This is a genomic window from Paracoccus sanguinis, from assembly GCF_012689545.1.
GTDB classification, from domain to species: Bacteria; Pseudomonadota; Alphaproteobacteria; order Rhodobacterales; family Rhodobacteraceae; genus Paracoccus; species Paracoccus panacisoli.
Window position 1 is genome coordinate 2,177,917 of the sequence record NZ_CP051542.1, and the last position, 15,757, is coordinate 2,193,673.

At 72.2% G+C, this 15,757-nt stretch carries 19 protein-coding genes; 7 read left to right on the top strand and 12 right to left on the bottom strand.

What is annotated here, in order from left to right; translation table 11 throughout:
- Positions 1-72 precede the first annotated feature (72 nt).
- On the top strand, positions 73-1,023 hold the full coding sequence (locus tag HGN31_RS10370) for a glycosyltransferase (protein ID WP_168783130.1): 951 nt from the start codon (positions 73-75) through the stop codon (positions 1,021-1,023).
- A gap of 153 nt (positions 1,024-1,176) precedes the next feature.
- Here HGN31_RS10370 and HGN31_RS10375 read toward each other — a convergent pair whose 3' ends face one another.
- Genes HGN31_RS10375 through HGN31_RS10415 form a run of 9 tightly spaced genes read right to left on the bottom strand, consistent with a single transcriptional unit; the run spans position 1,177 to position 5,924 of the window.
- Positions 1,177-1,833, bottom strand: a complete 657-nt coding sequence (locus HGN31_RS10375) for a hypothetical protein (protein WP_168783131.1) — start codon at positions 1,831-1,833, stop codon at positions 1,177-1,179.
- 9 nt (positions 1,834-1,842) lie between these two features.
- The gene (flgH, locus tag HGN31_RS10380; RefSeq protein WP_168783132.1) at positions 1,843-2,583 is read right to left on the bottom strand and encodes a flagellar basal body L-ring protein FlgH; all 741 of its coding nucleotides are present in this window, start codon (positions 2,581-2,583) and stop codon (positions 1,843-1,845) included.
- 13 nt (positions 2,584-2,596) lie between these two features.
- The gene (gene flgA / locus HGN31_RS10385; RefSeq protein WP_036702631.1) at positions 2,597-3,010 is read right to left on the bottom strand and encodes a flagellar basal body P-ring formation chaperone FlgA; all 414 of its coding nucleotides are present in this window, start codon (positions 3,008-3,010) and stop codon (positions 2,597-2,599) included.
- On the bottom strand, positions 3,010-3,795 hold the full coding sequence (gene flgG / locus HGN31_RS10390) for a flagellar basal-body rod protein FlgG (RefSeq protein ID WP_036702630.1): 786 nt from the start codon (positions 3,793-3,795) through the stop codon (positions 3,010-3,012). The genes flgA and flgG overlap by 1 nt, the downstream gene beginning before the upstream one ends.
- A gap of 14 nt (positions 3,796-3,809) precedes the next feature.
- On the bottom strand, positions 3,810-4,532 hold the full coding sequence (locus HGN31_RS10395) for a flagellar hook-basal body complex protein (protein ID WP_168783133.1): 723 nt from the start codon (positions 4,530-4,532) through the stop codon (positions 3,810-3,812).
- Position 4,533: 1 nt separating this feature from the next.
- Positions 4,534-4,800 (bottom strand): flagellar biosynthetic protein FliQ, encoded by a 267-nt coding sequence (locus HGN31_RS10400; RefSeq protein ID WP_036702628.1) that lies wholly within the window; start codon positions 4,798-4,800, stop codon positions 4,534-4,536.
- Complete coding sequence (gene fliE / locus HGN31_RS10405) at positions 4,800-5,111, bottom strand: flagellar hook-basal body complex protein FliE (RefSeq protein WP_036702626.1); 312 nt, start codon at positions 5,109-5,111, stop codon at positions 4,800-4,802. The genes HGN31_RS10400 and fliE overlap by 1 nt, the downstream gene beginning before the upstream one ends.
- A gap of 11 nt (positions 5,112-5,122) precedes the next feature.
- On the bottom strand, positions 5,123-5,512 hold the full coding sequence (gene flgC, locus HGN31_RS10410) for a flagellar basal body rod protein FlgC (RefSeq protein WP_036735000.1): 390 nt from the start codon (positions 5,510-5,512) through the stop codon (positions 5,123-5,125).
- 10 nt (positions 5,513-5,522) lie between these two features.
- The gene (locus HGN31_RS10415) at positions 5,523-5,924 is read right to left on the bottom strand and encodes a FlgB family protein (protein WP_168783134.1); all 402 of its coding nucleotides are present in this window, start codon (positions 5,922-5,924) and stop codon (positions 5,523-5,525) included.
- Positions 5,925-6,036: 112 nt separating this feature from the next.
- On the opposite strand from HGN31_RS10415, the gene HGN31_RS10420 reads away from it, so the two are divergent.
- From HGN31_RS10420 to HGN31_RS10435, 4 genes are all read left to right on the top strand, one after another.
- Positions 6,037-7,374, top strand: coding sequence for a FliI/YscN family ATPase (locus HGN31_RS10420; RefSeq protein WP_168783135.1), 1,338 nt, complete (start codon positions 6,037-6,039; stop codon positions 7,372-7,374).
- Between the two features lie 271 nt (positions 7,375-7,645).
- Complete coding sequence (locus HGN31_RS10425; RefSeq protein WP_168783136.1) at positions 7,646-8,158, top strand: YsnF/AvaK domain-containing protein; 513 nt, start codon at positions 7,646-7,648, stop codon at positions 8,156-8,158.
- A gap of 64 nt (positions 8,159-8,222) precedes the next feature.
- A complete protein-coding gene (locus HGN31_RS10430; RefSeq protein WP_052176508.1) occupies positions 8,223-9,107 on the top strand; it encodes a YsnF/AvaK domain-containing protein in 885 nt (294 codons plus the stop codon).
- A gap of 155 nt (positions 9,108-9,262) precedes the next feature.
- The gene (locus tag HGN31_RS10435; protein ID WP_052172160.1) at positions 9,263-9,994 is read left to right on the top strand and encodes a Crp/Fnr family transcriptional regulator; all 732 of its coding nucleotides are present in this window, start codon (positions 9,263-9,265) and stop codon (positions 9,992-9,994) included.
- Between the two features lie 3 nt (positions 9,995-9,997).
- On the opposite strand, the gene HGN31_RS10440 is transcribed toward HGN31_RS10435, so the two are convergent.
- Both HGN31_RS10440 and HGN31_RS10445 read right to left on the bottom strand, forming a co-directional pair.
- Positions 9,998-10,954 (bottom strand): extensin-like domain-containing protein, encoded by a 957-nt coding sequence (locus HGN31_RS10440; RefSeq protein ID WP_244960968.1) that lies wholly within the window; start codon positions 10,952-10,954, stop codon positions 9,998-10,000.
- Positions 10,954-12,375 (bottom strand): L,D-transpeptidase family protein, encoded by a 1,422-nt coding sequence (locus tag HGN31_RS10445; protein WP_168783137.1) that lies wholly within the window; start codon positions 12,373-12,375, stop codon positions 10,954-10,956. The genes HGN31_RS10440 and HGN31_RS10445 overlap by 1 nt, the downstream gene beginning before the upstream one ends.
- 318 nt (positions 12,376-12,693) lie before the next feature.
- Here HGN31_RS10445 and HGN31_RS10450 point away from each other — a divergent pair, with 318 nt between their 5' ends.
- Positions 12,694-13,488 carry an oxepin-CoA hydrolase, alternative type gene (locus HGN31_RS10450; RefSeq protein ID WP_036703578.1) on the top strand — a complete coding sequence of 265 codons (795 nt, stop codon included), beginning with the start codon at positions 12,694-12,696 and terminating at the stop codon, positions 13,486-13,488.
- A gap of 25 nt (positions 13,489-13,513) precedes the next feature.
- Here HGN31_RS10450 and HGN31_RS10455 read toward each other — a convergent pair whose 3' ends face one another.
- Positions 13,514-14,272, bottom strand: coding sequence for a GntR family transcriptional regulator (locus HGN31_RS10455; protein WP_052512968.1), 759 nt, complete (start codon positions 14,270-14,272; stop codon positions 13,514-13,516).
- A 225-nt stretch (positions 14,273-14,497) separates the two neighbouring features.
- Between HGN31_RS10455 and HGN31_RS10460 the strand changes: the two genes are divergently transcribed.
- Positions 14,498-15,706, top strand: coding sequence for an MFS transporter (locus HGN31_RS10460; RefSeq protein ID WP_168783138.1), 1,209 nt, complete (start codon positions 14,498-14,500; stop codon positions 15,704-15,706).
- The last annotated feature ends 51 nt before the right edge of the window (positions 15,707-15,757 follow it).

Consider the following 15,757-nt stretch of genomic DNA (forward strand, 5'->3'; position numbering starts at 1 on the left):
CGCAGCCATCTCCCCTGCCTGCTTACCCCAAGACCCTTCCGCCCCACCCGCGGCCGAGCTATGCGAGGGCACATGAGCACCACCCTTCCGCGCGTTGCCATCCTGCTCGCGACTTACGACGGCGCCCGGTACCTCGGCGCGCAGCTCGAGAGCCTCGCGGCGCAGCGCCATGCCGACTGGCGGCTGGTCGTCTCGGACGACGGCTCGCGGGATGCCACGCGCGAGGTGGTCGCGCGGTTCGCCGAAGCCCACCCGACCCGCGACATCCGCCTGATCGAAGGGCCGCGGCAGGGGGCAACGGCGAACTTCCTGTCGCTGATCGAGGCGGTCGACCCCGGCGAGGCGCTCGCCTTCTGCGATCAGGACGATGTCTGGCGGCCCGACCGCCTCTCGCGCGGCATGGCGGCGCTGGCGGCGCATCCCCCTGGCGCACCGCTGCTGCACGTCACCCGCACCACGATCTGCGACGAGAACCTGCGCCCGCTCGCGCCCGCGCCGCTCTACCGCCGCCCGCCGTCGTTCCGGAACGCGCTGGTGCAGGCCTGCACTCCTGGCAACACGATGCTCGTGAACCCGGCCGCCGCGGCGCTCATGCGCGCCGGGGCGCGGGCGGCGGCAGAGGCGAAGGTCGTCTCGCATGATTGGTGGAGCTACCAGCTCATCTCGGGCGCCGGTGGGACGGTGATCCGCGATCCGGCGCAGACGGTCCTCTACCGCCAGCATCCGGGCAACGTGATGGGTCGCAACGACACGCTGGCCGCGCGTCTGGCGCGGCTGCGCGGGCTCGGCGGAGGCGCCTATGGCGGCTGGATCGCTGCCAACGCGAAGGCGCTGCAGGCAAGCGCCACCCTGCTGACCCCCGAGGCCCGCTCGGTCCTCGACCGCTTCGCAGCAGCGCTGGCGATGCCCGGTCCACAGGCGGCCGCGACGTTCCTGCGTCTCGGCCTCTACCGCCAGACCCGCACCGGAACCGCCGCCCTCCTCGCCGCCGCCGCAACCGGGCGGTTGCGGCAGGGCGGGTAGGGGAGGGCGAGTAGGAGCGGCGCCCAAGGGGACTAGTTAGTTACCAACGGCCTGAGCCTGAGGCACGGGCTACAAACGGCCCGCGCTTGAGGCGTGCAACATTCTGCTGAACCAGAAGGCCGGCTTTTCCGCCGCCCCCTAACCCCGCGCCCCCTACCGCTCCTGCCGGGCAATGTCCCCGATGAGAATATCGGTGATCTCGGGCACGACACCCTGTGCAGTACCGAGCAGGCTCTGGCGCAGGACGCGCAGCTGCGGCTCGGCCGTGAAGTTGCCGTCGAACCCGCCGGTGTTGGCGTGGATCAGCATTTGCCGCAGCAGCGCGTCGCGCAGCTTCAGCTCGTGGGCGTAGACCGTTTCGGTCGCGCCCCCCGGCATCTCGACCGAGAGCGAGAGCACCATGGTGCTGTCGAGCCGCCCGTCATGCAGCACCGGCACGAAGAACTGCTGCGGAAACTTGAACCAGGCCGGCCCACTGCCGCTGCCGGCGCCCCCATGCCCCCCTGCGTCGGCGCCGTGGCTGCCCGCGGTGGCGGGCGCCGCCGCGGCCTCATGTCCGCCTGAGGGGGCCGCCGTCGCTCCGTGCCCGCCCGCCGCCGGCGCAGGTGCCGCGGCGTGCTCGCCTGCCTCGGCAGCGGCCGTCGCCGCGTGGCCTCCCGCCCCATCCGCCGGCGCTTCGGCCGCCACGGCGGCCCCCTCAGCGCCGGGGTCGGCGGCCGCTTCGCCTCGGCCGTGCAGGAGATCCCCCCCGGCGGCGCCGCCGAGGAATGCGAAGAGGATCAGCAGGATCGGCAACAGCTTGCGGATCATCGCATCCCCTCAGTACGGCAGCACGATGTCGGCCAGCTGCTGGCCGTAGCGCGGCTGTTGGACGTCGCTGATCTGGCCGTGGCCGCCGTAGCTGATGCGGGCGCCGGCGATGCGGTCATAGGCGACCTCGTTCTCGCGGCTGATGTCCGAGGGGCGGACGAAGCCGCTGACCGTCAGCTCGCGCACCTCGTAGTTCACCCGCACCTCCTGGCTGCCCTGGATGTGCAGCACGCCGTTCGGCAGGCGCTCGATCACCGTGGCCGCGACCCTGAGCGTCAGCTTGTCGCGCCGCGAGATGCTGCCGGTGCCCTTGAAGGTCGACGAGCCCTTGGCCGAGGCGAGCGTGTCCAGGCTCGCGCCCTCGGGCAGGATCTCGTTGATGCGCTGCGGGATGCCGATCATCTGCGGGATGCCGACGCTGTCGGCGGCGGCGCGCGAGCGACCCGAGCTGTTCTGAATCTCGGCCTTGTCGTCGATCTCGATCACCACGGTCAGGATGTCGCCGCGGGCCGTGGCGCGACGGTCGCCCACCAGCGACATCTGCTGGCCCGCCCAGAGCGAGGCGGCGCTGTCGGGGCGGACCGGCCCGGGCGGCAGCGGCAGCACCGGCTCGGCCATCGCCTGGAACTCGGGCGTGGCGTGGGTGTCGGTCAGGGCCGGCGTGCGGCCGACGTCGGCGACGCGGCCGCAGGCGGTGGCCGAGAGCAACGCGCAGAGGCCGAGGCCGGTCAGGATGAGGGGGGATTTCATGCGCGCGTGTCCTTCAGCGCTGGGCGACGGTGACAGAGCCGTCGGCGTTGACGCGGGCCATCAGCATGGCGCGCGAGGAGATGTTCATGACCCGGATCACGTCCCCTTCGCCGCCCGCACCGAGCGCGCGGCCCTCGGTCTCGATCCTGAGCGCGGCGCTTTCGTAGGCGAGCGTGACGAGCTGGTTGCGGGCGACGAGGGTGGGCGCGGTCAGCTGCCCCGCGGTGATCGGCCGGCCCTCGTAGACGGCGACGCGCAGCTGCTTGCCGATCGCGTCGGGCGGGGTCAGCCCGACGCGCGCCGTCACGGCGACCGAGAGATCCTCGGGGGCCAGTACGGTCCCGGCGGGCAGGGTGCGCGCCGCGGTGATCTCGTCCGCCGCGACCGACAGCGGCAGCAGCGCGAGCAGAAGGATGAGCCAGCCCATCAGCGCAGCTGCACGGTGGCGCCGAGCATCTGGTCGGCGGCGGTGATGACCTTCGAGTTCAGCTCGTAGCCGCGCTGGGCCTTGATCAGTTCCGAGATCTCGCGCACCGGATCGACGGCACTTTCCTCGAGATAGCCCTGCCGCAGCGTCCCGAGCCCCTGTTCGCCCGGCGTGGCGATCATCGGCGCGCCCGAGGCCGGGGTCTCGAGGAAGAGGTTCGAGCCCGTCGCCTCGAGCCCCTTTTCGTTCACGAAGCCTGCGAGGGTGATCTGGCCGAGGTTCTGCGGCTCGGTCTGGTCGGCGAAATAGGCGTTGACCTCGCCCGTGGCGCTGATCGAGACGCTGCGCGCCTCGGGCGGGATGGTGATGCCGGGGGCGACGGGGTAGCCGTCCGAGGTCACGATCTGGCCGTCCGCGGACCGCTTGAGCCCGCCGTCACGGGTGTAGCCCGAGGCGCCCGAGGGCAGCGTCACCTCGAGATAGCCGAACCCGTCGATGGCGAGGTCGAGATCGCCGCCCGTGGCGCTGAGCGAGCCCTGGGCGAGCGTGATCGTCACCGCCGTGGGGCGCACGCCGAGGCCCATTTGCACCCCGGCCGGGACCATGGTGCCGTCGGCGGCCGAGATGGTGCCCGGGCGCGTGACCTGCTGATAGGCGAGGTCGGCGAACTCGGCCCGGCGGGCGTTGTAGCCGGTCGTGGACATGTTGGCGAGGTTCTGGGAAATCACCTCGACCCTCGTCTGCTGGGCCGCCATGCCGGTGGCCGCGATCTGGAGTGCTCTCATGGGCAGGTCGCCTTCTAGCGGGTGGTGGCGGCGATGGCCGCGCGGATGCGCTGGTCCTCGCCCTCAAGGAAGGACTGGCCGAGTTCGTAGGCGCGCTGGACCTCGATCATCCGGGCGATCTCGAGCACCGGGTTGACGTTCGAGTCCTCGAGGAACCCCTGCCGCACCACGGCATCGGGCATCGGCTCGGCGCCCTCGGCCGAGAACAGCGTGCCGCCCTCATGCGTAAGCTTCGCGCGGTCGGGCTGGTCGAAGACGCCGATGCGACCGACCGGCTGGCCGTCCGCGGACAGCGTGCCATCCGGCCCCACGCCGAGGCTGCGCGTCCCGGGCGGCACCGCGATCGGCGCCCCGCCCTCGTCGAGCACACGGTAGCCGTCGGCGTTGGTGATCTCGCCCTCGGGCGAGAGCAGGAAGGCGCCGGCGCGGGTTAGGCGGTTGCCTTGCGGGGTCTCGACCATGAAGAACCCGCCCTGCTCGAGCGCGAGGTCAAGCGAGCCGCCGGTCATCGTCAGGCTGCCGGGCGTGAGGTCCACCTCGCGGCCCCGCGCGTTGGCCATCGACAGCGTCTCGCGCCCGGCCCCGCGGTTTGCCAGGGGGGACATGTATTCCGAGAACACCACCCCCTCGCGCCGGAAGCCGGTGGTCGAACTGTTGGCCATGTTGTTGGCCACGGTGCGCATCTCGCGCATCAGGCCGGACTGGCGGGTGAGGGCGGCGTAGATGGCGTTGTCCATCTCAACCCCCCGCGACCAGCGGCAGCACCCGGTCCGAGAAGAACCCGGAAAGCGTCTGGGTCATGAAGCTCATCGTGACCCAGAACACCACGAGCATCAGCCCGACCTTGGGCACGAAGGTCAGCGTCATCTCCTGCACCGAGGTCAGGGCCTGGAAGAGGCCGATGGCCACGCCCGTCACCAGCGCCACGATCAGCAGCGGCGCCGACATGGTGACGGCGACCCAGAGCGCCTGCCGGGTCAGGTCGAAGATCAGGTTCTCGTCCATCAGACCGGCATCCGCAGGATTTCCTGGTAGGCCTCGACGACGCGGTCGCGGATCGCGACGGCGGTCTCCATCGCCATCTGCGCCTCGGCGATGGACTGGACGAGCGCCTGGGTGTCGCTGGTGCCGCCCATCGCGCCGATGGCGGCGCGGTCGGCGCCCTCGATGACGCGGGCGAACTCGGCGGCGGCGCTGCCGATCCCGGCGGCGGGGCCGGCGGTGGCAGGCGCGGGGGCGGCGGCGGTGCGCGCCTCGGCATAGGCCGAGGCGGCGCGGCTGCCCGACTGGATCGCGGCGGTGGCGAGCGAGAACATGGCGGCTCCTTTCAGCGGCGGATCAGGTCGAGCAGCGAGGCCGACATCGCCCGCGACTGCTCGAACATCTTGAGATTGGCTTCGTAGCTGCGGCTCGCCTCGCGGGCGTCGGCGACCTCGACCACGAGATCGACGTTCGAGCCGAGGTAATAGCCGTCCGGTCCGGCCATCGGGTTGCCGGGGTCATAGACCTCGGGCAGGGCGCGGGTGTCGTGCAGCGTCCGGCTGGCCGCGACGGCGCCGGTGGCGCGGCCGAAGTCGCGCTCGGGCTCGAACCGGACCAGCTTGCGGCGATAGCCGGGCGTGTCGGCGTTGGCGATGTTCTCGGAGATGTGGCGCAGCCGCACCCCCTGGGCGCGCAGGGCCGAGGCCGAGATCGCGGTGGCGGACAGATCGGTCATCCCCGCCCCCTCAGCCGCGGCGTCCGGCGGCGGTGCGCAGGAGCGTCATTCCCGACTGCACCACCGCGAGCGACAGGTCGAACTGCCGCTTGGCTTCGGCCGCGCGCATCATCTCATCCTCGAGCGAGACGGTGTTGCCGTCGGGCGAGGCCTCGCCGCCCGCGTCGATCCGCGCCGCCCGGACCCCGCTGCCGCCGCTGCCCCAGTCGCCCGCGCCGACATGGCCGGGGCGGGTTGTGCGCAAGCCGACGCTGAGCGCGCCGGGCGGTTCGGGCGCGAAGGCCGCGAGGTCCGCCGCGCGGTAGCCGGGGGTGTCGGCGTTGGCGACGTTGGTGGCGACCACCCGCTGGCGGGCGGCCGCATGGGCGCCGAGTTCGCGCGCCATGCGCATCGTGTCGATTTGTCCGAACAAGGGATTCTCCTCGTGCCTGGCGATAAACCCGGTCTTAACCCCGAGAGGTTTATAAACCGTTTCGCGGCGCAGATTTTCTGACCGCCCACGGCGAAGCGGAGCGAACAGAGTCATGCTGGACAGGATCGAATCGGCCGCCGCACGCATCCGCGGCCTGCGGCTCGGGCGTCACTTCGGCCGCGTCTCGGCGATTCGCGCAGGCGTGGTCGAGGTGGACGGGCTGAGCCATTCGGCCTCGGTCGGCGACCGCGTCGGCTTCCTGCACGGGGCGTTGTTCGGCGAGATCATCGGGCTCACGCAGGATCATGCGCTGGTGCTGCCCGAGGGGGCGGCCGACGGGCTGTCGATCGGCGCGGTGGTCGAGCTCTTGTTCCGGCCGGTGCTGGCGCCCTGCGACGGCTGGATCGGGCGCATCATCGACCCGCTCGGCCGGCCGCTCGACGGGCGGCCGCTGCCAGCGGGCCACGCCGACCGGCGCTATCGCGCCCCGCCGCCCCCGGCGGCCTCGCGGCGGCGGCTGGGCGGGCGGCTCGACACCGGGCTCGCGGTCTTCGACACGCTGCTGCCGATCGTCCGGGGCCAGCGGATCGGCCTTTTTGCGGGCTCGGGGGTGGGCAAGTCCACGCTGCTGTCGCTGCTCGCCCGCGGCGTCACCGCGGATGTCGTGGTGATCGCCATGGTGGGCGAGCGGGGCCGCGAGCTGCGCGAGTTCGTCGAGCAGACGCTCGGCCCCGAGGGGATGGCGCGGGCGGTGGTCGTCGCCGCGACCTCGGACCAGTCGCCGCTGATGCGGCGGCGCTGCGCCTGGGCGGCGATGGCCGTGGCCGAGCATTTCCGCGACGCCGGCCGGCACGTGCTGTTCCTGGCCGATTCGATCACCCGCTTCGCCGAGGCGCACCGCGAGATCGCGCTCGCCTCGGGCGAGGCGCCGAGCCACCGCGGCTTTCCGCCCTCGACCGCGCAGATGATCATGGCGCTGGCCGAACGCTCGGGGCCGGGGCCGGACGGGCCGGGGCACGAGGCGTCGGGCGACATCACCGCAATCTTCTCGGTCCTCGTGGCCGGGTCGGACATGGAGGAGCCGGTCGCCGACATCCTGCGCGGCGTGCTCGACGGGCACGTCGTCCTCGACCGGGCCATTGCCGAGCGGGGGCGGTTTCCGGCGGTGGACGTGCTGCGCTCGGTTTCGCGCTCGCTGCCCCATGCGGCGAGCGAGGCCGAGAACGCGCTGATCGCGCGCGCCCGGGCGGCGATGGGCCTCTATGCCGAGTCCGAACTGATGATCAAGGCGGGGCTCTATGCCCCCGGCACCGACCCGCGGCTGGACGAGGCGGTGCGGCTCTGGCCCGCGCTCGACGCGCTGGCGGCGCAGAAGGCGGCGAATGCGGGCGAGAGTTTTCGGTTGTTGCGTGAGGCGCTGGCCGCGCGCGGGGGTGGGCCGGGGCGGTAAGGCGCGGAAGGCGGGGGATTGGGGCCGGAGGGTGCGGGTTCCGAGGGGCAAGCCGTGCGACCGCACGGGAAGTCGGCAAGCCGAGCCCCGGAAGTTCGTTGATCGGCGTTGCGCCTGCCTTGGCGCGGACGTCCGACGGACAGACCGCCAAGCGGACATCAACTCACAATTGTTAACCGCCTGAACCGGAAAGCACTGCCGGGGGTTCTCGTGCCGACTGCCAACGAAATCGGGCCGCTGCCTCGGCCCGTGTCAGCCCAGGGCGAGCCGCATGACCTCTTCCACACCGCGCGACCCGTCGCTTCTTGGCCATGAAGGCTCTCAATTCAACGGCTTGGCGCTCGACCGCGACCGGCAGACCGACACCATCGAGGTCGTCGAAGAAACCGCCCGCATCGGCATTCAGCGCCGCGAGACGGGTGGCGTCCGCGTCCGCCTGATGACCGAGGCGGTCGAAGAGATCCTGCAGGCGCAACTCGGCTCGCAGCGCGTTGAGGTCTCGCGCCACCCCATCGAGCGCGAAGTCGACGCGATCCCCGCCCCCCGCGAAGAGGGCGACCTGCTCATCATTCCCGTGGTTGAGGAACGCGCGGTGGTGCGCACCGTCCTCGTCCTCACCGAAGAGATCCATGTTCGCCGGGTTCACGCGACCGAGACGGTCGACGTTCCGGTGAGCCTGCGACGCCAGCGCGCGGTGGTCGAGCCGCTGGAGCCTGGCCCGGCCGACCCGGGCGACCCCGACCCCGGACAGCCTCCGTCCGGCTTCGACGGGCGCGACGGCTGACCGACCGAACGTCGCCCAGACCCACCGCACCCGCCCCGACCCCCTGAAACAAGGACCAATCACAATGGCCATCGAAAACACCGGCTCCACCCGCTCGCTTTCGGCGATGTTCGACACCCGTGCCGAGGCCGATCGCGCCGTGTCGCGGCTCGAAGCCGCCGGCATCGCTGATGTCGTCCTGACGGGCGGCGAGAACGAAGGCTACGGCAGCGTCCAGCGCGACGCGGCCGTCGACACCCGCACCCACGACAAGGGCTTCTTCGAATCGATCGGCGACTTCTTCTTCCCTGAGGAAGACCGCTACGCCTATGCCGAGGGCCTGAACCGCGGCGGTTACCTCGTGACCGTCTCGAACCTCGCGGCCGGGCAGTACGACACCGCGCTCGACATCCTCGATGACGAGGGTGCGGTCGACTTGGACGCCCGCGAGGCCGAATGGCGCGAAGAGGGTTGGACCGGCTATGACCCCGTCCTCGGCACCGCGACCACCGGCTACGCCGAGGGCCGGGTCGAGACCGAGCGTCACGCCACCCGCGCCCCGCTCGAGGGGGACCTCGACGCCGACGGCAAGATCGACGTGGTGGAAGAGCGGCTGATGGTCTCGAAGCGCGAGGCCGAGGGCGGCCGCGTCCGCGTTCGGTCCTACGTCCGCGAAACCCCGGTCGAGCAGGACGTCGAGCTGCGCAGCGAGCGTGTCAGCATCGAGCGTCGCCCGGTGGACCGCCCGGCCGACGGGGCGACCTTCGAGGACCGCACCATCGAGGCGCGCGAGTATGTCGAGGCGCCCGTGGTCCAGAAAGAGGCTCGCGTCGTCGAGGAGATCCACCTCAACAAGGACGTCGAGAGCCACGTCGAGACCGTGCGCGACAGCGTCCGCAAGACCGAGGTCGAGATCGAGGACGAGCGCGCCCCGGGCCTGGCCACCGACCGCGACCTCGATCGCCGCTGAGGCAAACGCAAGATGTGAGGCGGGGGGCGGCGGCGGCGCTGCCCCCCGTTCGCCGTCCGGGTCCGGTGTAACTTTGTTAGCCGCCGGGCGCTGCGCATTGCATCATGTTGGTCCGCCTGACATTTATTCGTCCGCTGCGTCCCTGAAAGACCATCATGGCACTGACTGAATATTTCGTCCGCTATCTCCAGCGCCGCGATTCCCTGAGCGCTGCGGACCTCGAGAAGCTGCGGTCGATTCCCACCGAGACGCGCAGCTTTGCCCCCGGCGAGACGATGGTGTCCGCGGGCAGCGACATCGACCGCAGCTGCCTGATGCTGCGCGGGATGGCGGGCCGCCTGCACATCCTGCGCGGGAACTCGACGCAGACCGTCATCACGGCGCTGCACGTGCCGGGCGACTTCGTGGACCTGCACGCCTTCGTCCTGAGCGGGATCGAACACAGCGTCATCGCCGTGGGCCCGGCCGAGGCTGAGTTCATCGACCACGCGGTGCTGACCGAGATCACCGAGAACTACCCGCATCTGACCCGGCTGCTGTGGATGTCCACGGCGATCGACGCGGCGATCCACCGGCAGTGGCTGGTGGCGGCGAACGCGCTGCGGTCGAGCGCGCATCTCGCCCATCTGATCTGCGAGATTTACACGCGGCTCGCCGCCGTGGGTGCGGCCCGCGACCACCGGCTGACGCTGCCGCTGCTGCAGCGCGAGCTGGCGAACATCCTCGGCTACTCGTCGATCCACATCAACCGCGCGGTCCGCGACCTGCGCGACCGCGGGCTGGTGCGCTGGGCGGGAACCGACATCCAGATCCTCGACTGGCTGGGGCTGGCGCGGCTGGCGCGGTTCGACCCCGAGTATCTCGACCTCGAGCGCCGCCGCCGCTGAGCCCTACTGGCAGAGCCGGAACCCGCCGCGGCGCGCCTTGACGTCGAGGTGCAGGTGATCCTCGTGCGCGGCATTGCTGCCCGGCCCGAGCACGGTGGTGAAATACAGGCAGGCCGCCCCCTGCACCGCATTCTGGAACGCCACGGCAAGGTCGCCCCGGTCACCGGGCGGCGTGATCGGCATCGGCGGCGCGGTATCGAAGCGGAATCCCGCGATGTCGATCGCGTTCCCGGTGGCGTGCTCGGAGAGGTTCTGCGGCGTGCCGTTCCCGACCACGCCCCGGCACTGGTAGGTGGTCCCGAGCGAGAGGCCCGTCACCCGAGGCGCACCCGGCAGGCGGCCGGCGGCGGGGACCACGACCTCCGCCATCCAGTGGGCCAGCGCCCGCGCGGTCTCGCAGCGCATCGGCGCGGGCTGGTCCAGCGTCACGCCGGGCAGGATCGCGGTGACCTCGACCGGCCGGGCGATGCCGCAGTCGCGCTGCGCGGGGTCCGAGAGGGCGGGGATTTCGCGGTACTCGACCCCCAGGCGGCGCAGTTCGAGCCGGCAGGCGGCGTGGGCAAAGTCGGTTTCGCGCAGGGTTTCGGGGATTGGGGGGCCTGCGGGGACGACCGGCTCGGGGGGGATCAAGGAGCCGGAGGAAGCAGGCGGGACGGTTGCCTCTGCGGCCGTGGGTTCTGCGCCGGCTTTGGCCGCCGGGGCCGCAGGGGGCGGCATCTCCTCGGGCGGGATGAGGCGGCCCTGCGCGGCGGGGCGGGGCGGCTCGGCCGGGCGCCGTGGCGGGGGGGCAGTGTCCGCCTCCCCTGCGTCGGCCTGCGCCGGGCGGGACTTCGGGGCCGGGGCGGGGGCTTTGGCATCGTCGGCCTGCGCCACGACCGGGGCGACGCCCATCACCACGCTCGCCGCCCCGCCCAGTGCGGCGAGCCCCGCGAGCGCCGCCGCGGCGGTCAGGCGGCGCATCAGTTCGTGGCGGCGGGCGCCGCAGCGCCGGGGGTGGGCAGCACATAGGGCTGCGCGCCGGGCGTGGCGCCAGTCGCCTGGTCGAGCGCCTGCCCCAGAGGATCGGACCCCGCGCCAACCGTCGCGGCGGGCACCGCCGCCGGAGTGGTGCCGGGGACCGGCGTAGCGGTGGTCCCCGTGGCCGGGGCGGCCGCGCCGGAGGCCGTCGCCCCACCCGCCGCACCCGCAACCGCCGCCGACCGCGGCACCGGACGACCGGACACCGTCACCCCCGGGGCGGCTGCGCCCTCAGCCGCGTTAGCCTCGGGGATCACCGGCGGGTCGACCGGCTTCGTCACATCCGCAATCGCCACCCCGGGCGCGAGGAAATCGACGATCGTCACCCCCGGCTGCACCATCTTGGCCAGCTCGCGCGCATCCCAATTCGTCAGCCGCACGCAGCCGTAGCTTTCGTTCACGAACAGCTGCGAGGGCGTCGGCGTGCCGTGGATGCCGTAGGTCGGCTGCGACAGGTCGATCCAGACGTTCCCCACCGGCCCGTTTGGCCCCGGCGGGATGGTCAGCACCTTGTCGTTCTTGCCCTGCTTGAAGTTGACGTTGGGGTTGTAGGTATAGGTCGGGTCCAGCGCGACCGCCTCGACCAGGTGGCTGCCATGGGGCGAGGGGGTGTCGGACGACCCGACCGTGGCCGGGTAGTCGGCCAGCATCTTGCCCGCGCCGTCATAGGCCGCGACCCGCCTGGTCGCCTTGTCCACCACGATCCGCGCCACCTTTCCAGTGATCGGCTTGGCCGGGACGGTGATGGCGATCGTCTCGCCCGGCGCGATCTTCTTGCCGGGGTTCAGCTGGATCAGGAACTTTTCGTCCATGTGGAAGCGCTCGGCCAGCTTCTCGGCGACCGAGGTATAGCCGAGCGTCTCCATCTGCGCCTTTTCGGCGTAGTCGGTGGGGATCTTGTCAACGAGGCCCTTCGCGTCCTCCTCGGTGACGGTATAGGTCGAGGTCAGCGGCTCGCCCGCAAAGCGCTCGAGCAGCGCCCAGACATTGGGGTCGAGGTGGCCGTCCTGCGGCAGGCCGTGCATCCGCTCGAAGGCCATGATGGCGCTTTCGCTCATCCCGCCGCGGAACCCGTCCACCACCCCGGGCGAGACGCCCGAGCGGTCGAGCAGCACCTGCAGCTTGGCGGTCAGCGCCGACTGGCCGGGCGGCAGCTCGCCGGTCCCCGAGAAGGTCGCGGCCTCAATGTCGGCGGGCGTCATCGCCACCCGCTTGTCCTGTGCCGCGGCGGGCGACGCCAGCGCCACGAGCGGTGCGAGCGCCAGCGCCAGCGCCAGCGGGTGCGCCCGCAGCCGGACCGCGCCCCCGTGGCCGCGACCGAGGGCAGAGGGGCGGGCGGCGGCGGGACGAGGGGTACGGGACATCGGGGCAGGCTCCAGTTCAGGCAAGGATCGGGTCAGCGAGATGCGGTTGAGGCGAAGTTCGGGTCGGGCGACGGTCGAAGGGGCGTTGAAGGGCAATCCGATGGCATCCGCCGCGGTTCCTGCCAAGCCCCCGCCGCACAACAAAGTTTGACCAGCGGCAATTCCGGCCCTCACCGGCGCCCCCAGGGCGGCCTCGCGCGCGTGACCTTGCGTGACCCGCGGCCCTTCCGCCGCAAGGCCGCTTGCACCCCGCGCCGCCACCCCGCAGATGGACCCCATAGCGACGACGCCGCACGAACAGCTTCGGGGGAGGCACCGATGGAAAACTGCCAGATCATCGACCGCGACACCTATCTGGTGGTCGTCAACGACAACCCGACGCGCCGCAACGCGCTGAGCGCCGGGCTGTACGCCGGGCTGCGCGCGGCGCTGGCCCAGGCGGCGGCCGAGCCGCGGATCGGCGCGGTGGTGCTGACCGGGGCCGAAGGGTTCTTCTGCGCCGGCGGCGACCTGAACCTGCTGATGACCGCGCAGACCATGTCCGAGGACGAGCGCCGCGCCCGGATCGAGGATCTGGCCGACCTGATCCGCGCCATCCTCGACTGCCCGCGCCCGGTGATCGCCGCGGTCGAGGGCGGCGCCGCCGGGGCGGGCTTCTCGCTCGCGCTGGCCTGCGACCTGATCATCGCGGCCGAGGATGCGCGCTTCTCGGCGTCCTACGTCAACGCGGGGCTGGTGCCGGACGGGGGGCTGACGGGCAGCCTGCTCGGCGCCGTTCCCCCGGCGCTCGCGGCCGAGCTGTGCCTCGGCGGCCAGCCCGTCGCCGCCACGCGGCTGCACCAGATCGGGGCGATCAACGCGGTGGTGCCCGCCGGTGGCGCGCTCGCCGCGGCCGAGGCTGCCGCGGCGCAGCTGGCCCGCGGGCCAGCCGACTCGCAGGCGTCGATCAAGCGGCTGATCGCAGGCGGGCGTCGGCAGCTGCTCGACCGCCAGCTCGAGGCCGAGGTCGCGCCGATGGCGACCGCGCTCGCCTCGGCCGAGGCGGCCGAGGGGATCGCGGCCTTCCTCGGCAAGCGCGCCCCCGACTTCGCCGCCCTGCGCCGCCGCGGCTGACCACCCGAGGTGGCCCGCCCCGCGCTCAGCGGATGCGGGTCGCCATGACTTCGCCCGGCTGCATGGCGTGGCGGGACAGGCTGACCGGGGCGCCGGCCGTCCAGAGGCAGGTCTCATATTGCAGCACGGCGGCCTCGGGCGGGCAGCCGAGCATCTCGGCGGCGTCGATCGCCCCGGCGAGATGGGCCGAGATCCGCTGCTCGATCCGGGTCACCGGCGCATTGCCCGACACCCAGTCGTTCGCCGTCGTCTCCTCCCCCAGTGCGGGCAGCAATTCGGGCAGCGCCCGGCTGTCGTGCCAGCGCCGCTCGGCGCAGATCAGCCGCTCGTCCGAGTAGAAGAGGGTGCAGGTCTCGACCAGCGCGGCGGGGTCGCTGCAGAACATCCGCTCGCACACGTCCGGGGGCGCGGCCCGCCCCGAGACGCCGAGGAACTGGAAGCGGAAGCGGCGGCCCTCGGCCTCGACCATGTCGCGCATCCGCGGCACGCGCTGGCAGGCGCCGGGATGGATGAGGTCGGGCGCGACCCGGGTGCCGATCCGCCGCCGCCGGTCCAGCACCCCGCGGTCGGCCAGCGCGGCGAGCGCCCGGTTCACCGTTGCGCGGGCGCAGCCGAACTCGGACGCGAGCTCGATTTCGGTCGGGATCAGCTCGCCGGGCGGATAGATGCCCTCGGCGATGCGGCTCATGATCACGCCGCGGACCTGCAGCCAGCTGGTCCGTTCGCGCTGCGACCGGCGCAGGCGCGGACGGGCATCGGTGCTGTCGCCGGCGGACGCCGTCATGGTCTTGACCCTCGCTGGATGCCGGGTTTGTGCCACCCCGACCGCCGTGCTGGCAATGCGGAATATGCAGCGCCATGTTCCCCGGCGGCGCCCCGCCGCCCGGCCGGACGCCCCATCCGCACGCCAGAGGCGGTGCGCCCGGCACCCCGGCCCCTTGCACTTTCGCCGCCGCCGTGACGGTCTGGCCGGACCAGCGGCACCCGGACCTGCGAGGGGGCGACGAGCATGATTCCCAGCGCCACGACGACACCCACGGCGGCGGTCCGCACCGGCCCGGTCTGGCCGGTGCTGATCGCCATCAGCGCCTGCCACATGATCAACGACGTGCTGCAGTCGCTGTTGTCCGCGATCTATCCGCTGCTCAGGGACGAGTTCACGCTGAGCTACGCCCAGATCGGCTGGATGACCTTCGCCTTTCAAGTCACGGCCTCGCTCTTGCAGCCGGTGGTCGGCATCGTCACCGACCGCCACCCGATGCCCAAGTCGCTGGCGCTGGGGATGCTGTCGAGCTTCGCCGGCGTCCTCACGCTGGCGCAGGCCGACAGCTATCCGATGCTTCTGGCCGGGGCGATGCTGATCGGCCTCGGCTCGTCGATCTTCCACCCCGAGAGCAGCCGGGTGGCGCGCACCGCCTCGGGCGGGCGGTTCGGCACCGCACAGTCGCTGTTCCAGCTGGGCGGGAACGGCGGGCAGGCGCTGGGGCCGCTGCTGGCGGCGTTCCTCGTCGTGCCGTTCGGGCGGCCGGTGCTGGGCTGGCTCGCGCTGATCGCGCTGGGCGGCGTCGCGGTGCTGTGGCGCGTCGGCGCCTGGGCCGAGGGGCGGCGCAAGGCCGGCGCGCTGCGCGTCCCGCCGGCGCCGAACCTGCCCCGGCGCCGGATCCTCATGGCCATCGGGGTGCTGGCGCTGCTGTCGATGACCAAGGCGTTCTATATGGCAAGCCTGACGAGCTATTACACCTTCTTCCTGATCGACAAGTTCGGGGTCTCGAACCAGACCTCGCAGATCATGCTGTTCCTGCTGCTCTTCGGCTCGGCCGCCGGGGTGATGCTGGGCGGGATCGTGGGCGACCGGGTGGGGACGCTCAAGGTGATCTGGTTCTCGATCCTCGGCGTGCTGCCCTTCACCCTGCTGCTGCCGCATGTAGGCCTCGCCGCGACCGGCGCGCTGACGGTGCTGATCGGGCTCATCATCGCCTCGGCCGCGCCCGCCATCGTCGTCTATGCGCAAGAGCTGGTGCCGGGCCGCACCGGGCTGATCGCGGGGCTGTTCTTCGGCTTTGCCTTCGGCATGGGCGGGATCGCGGCGGCGGTGCTGGGGCAGGTGGCCGACGCGCACGGCATCCGCTTCGTGTTCCTCATCTGCTCGTTCCTGCCGCTTCTGGGGCTCTTGACCGCCTTCCTGCCGCGGCCGCGCGACATGGTGCCCGCAGGCTGACCCGACCCCGCCGCCCCGGCGTTGCCGCCTGCCGGAAAGCGCGGGCGGGGC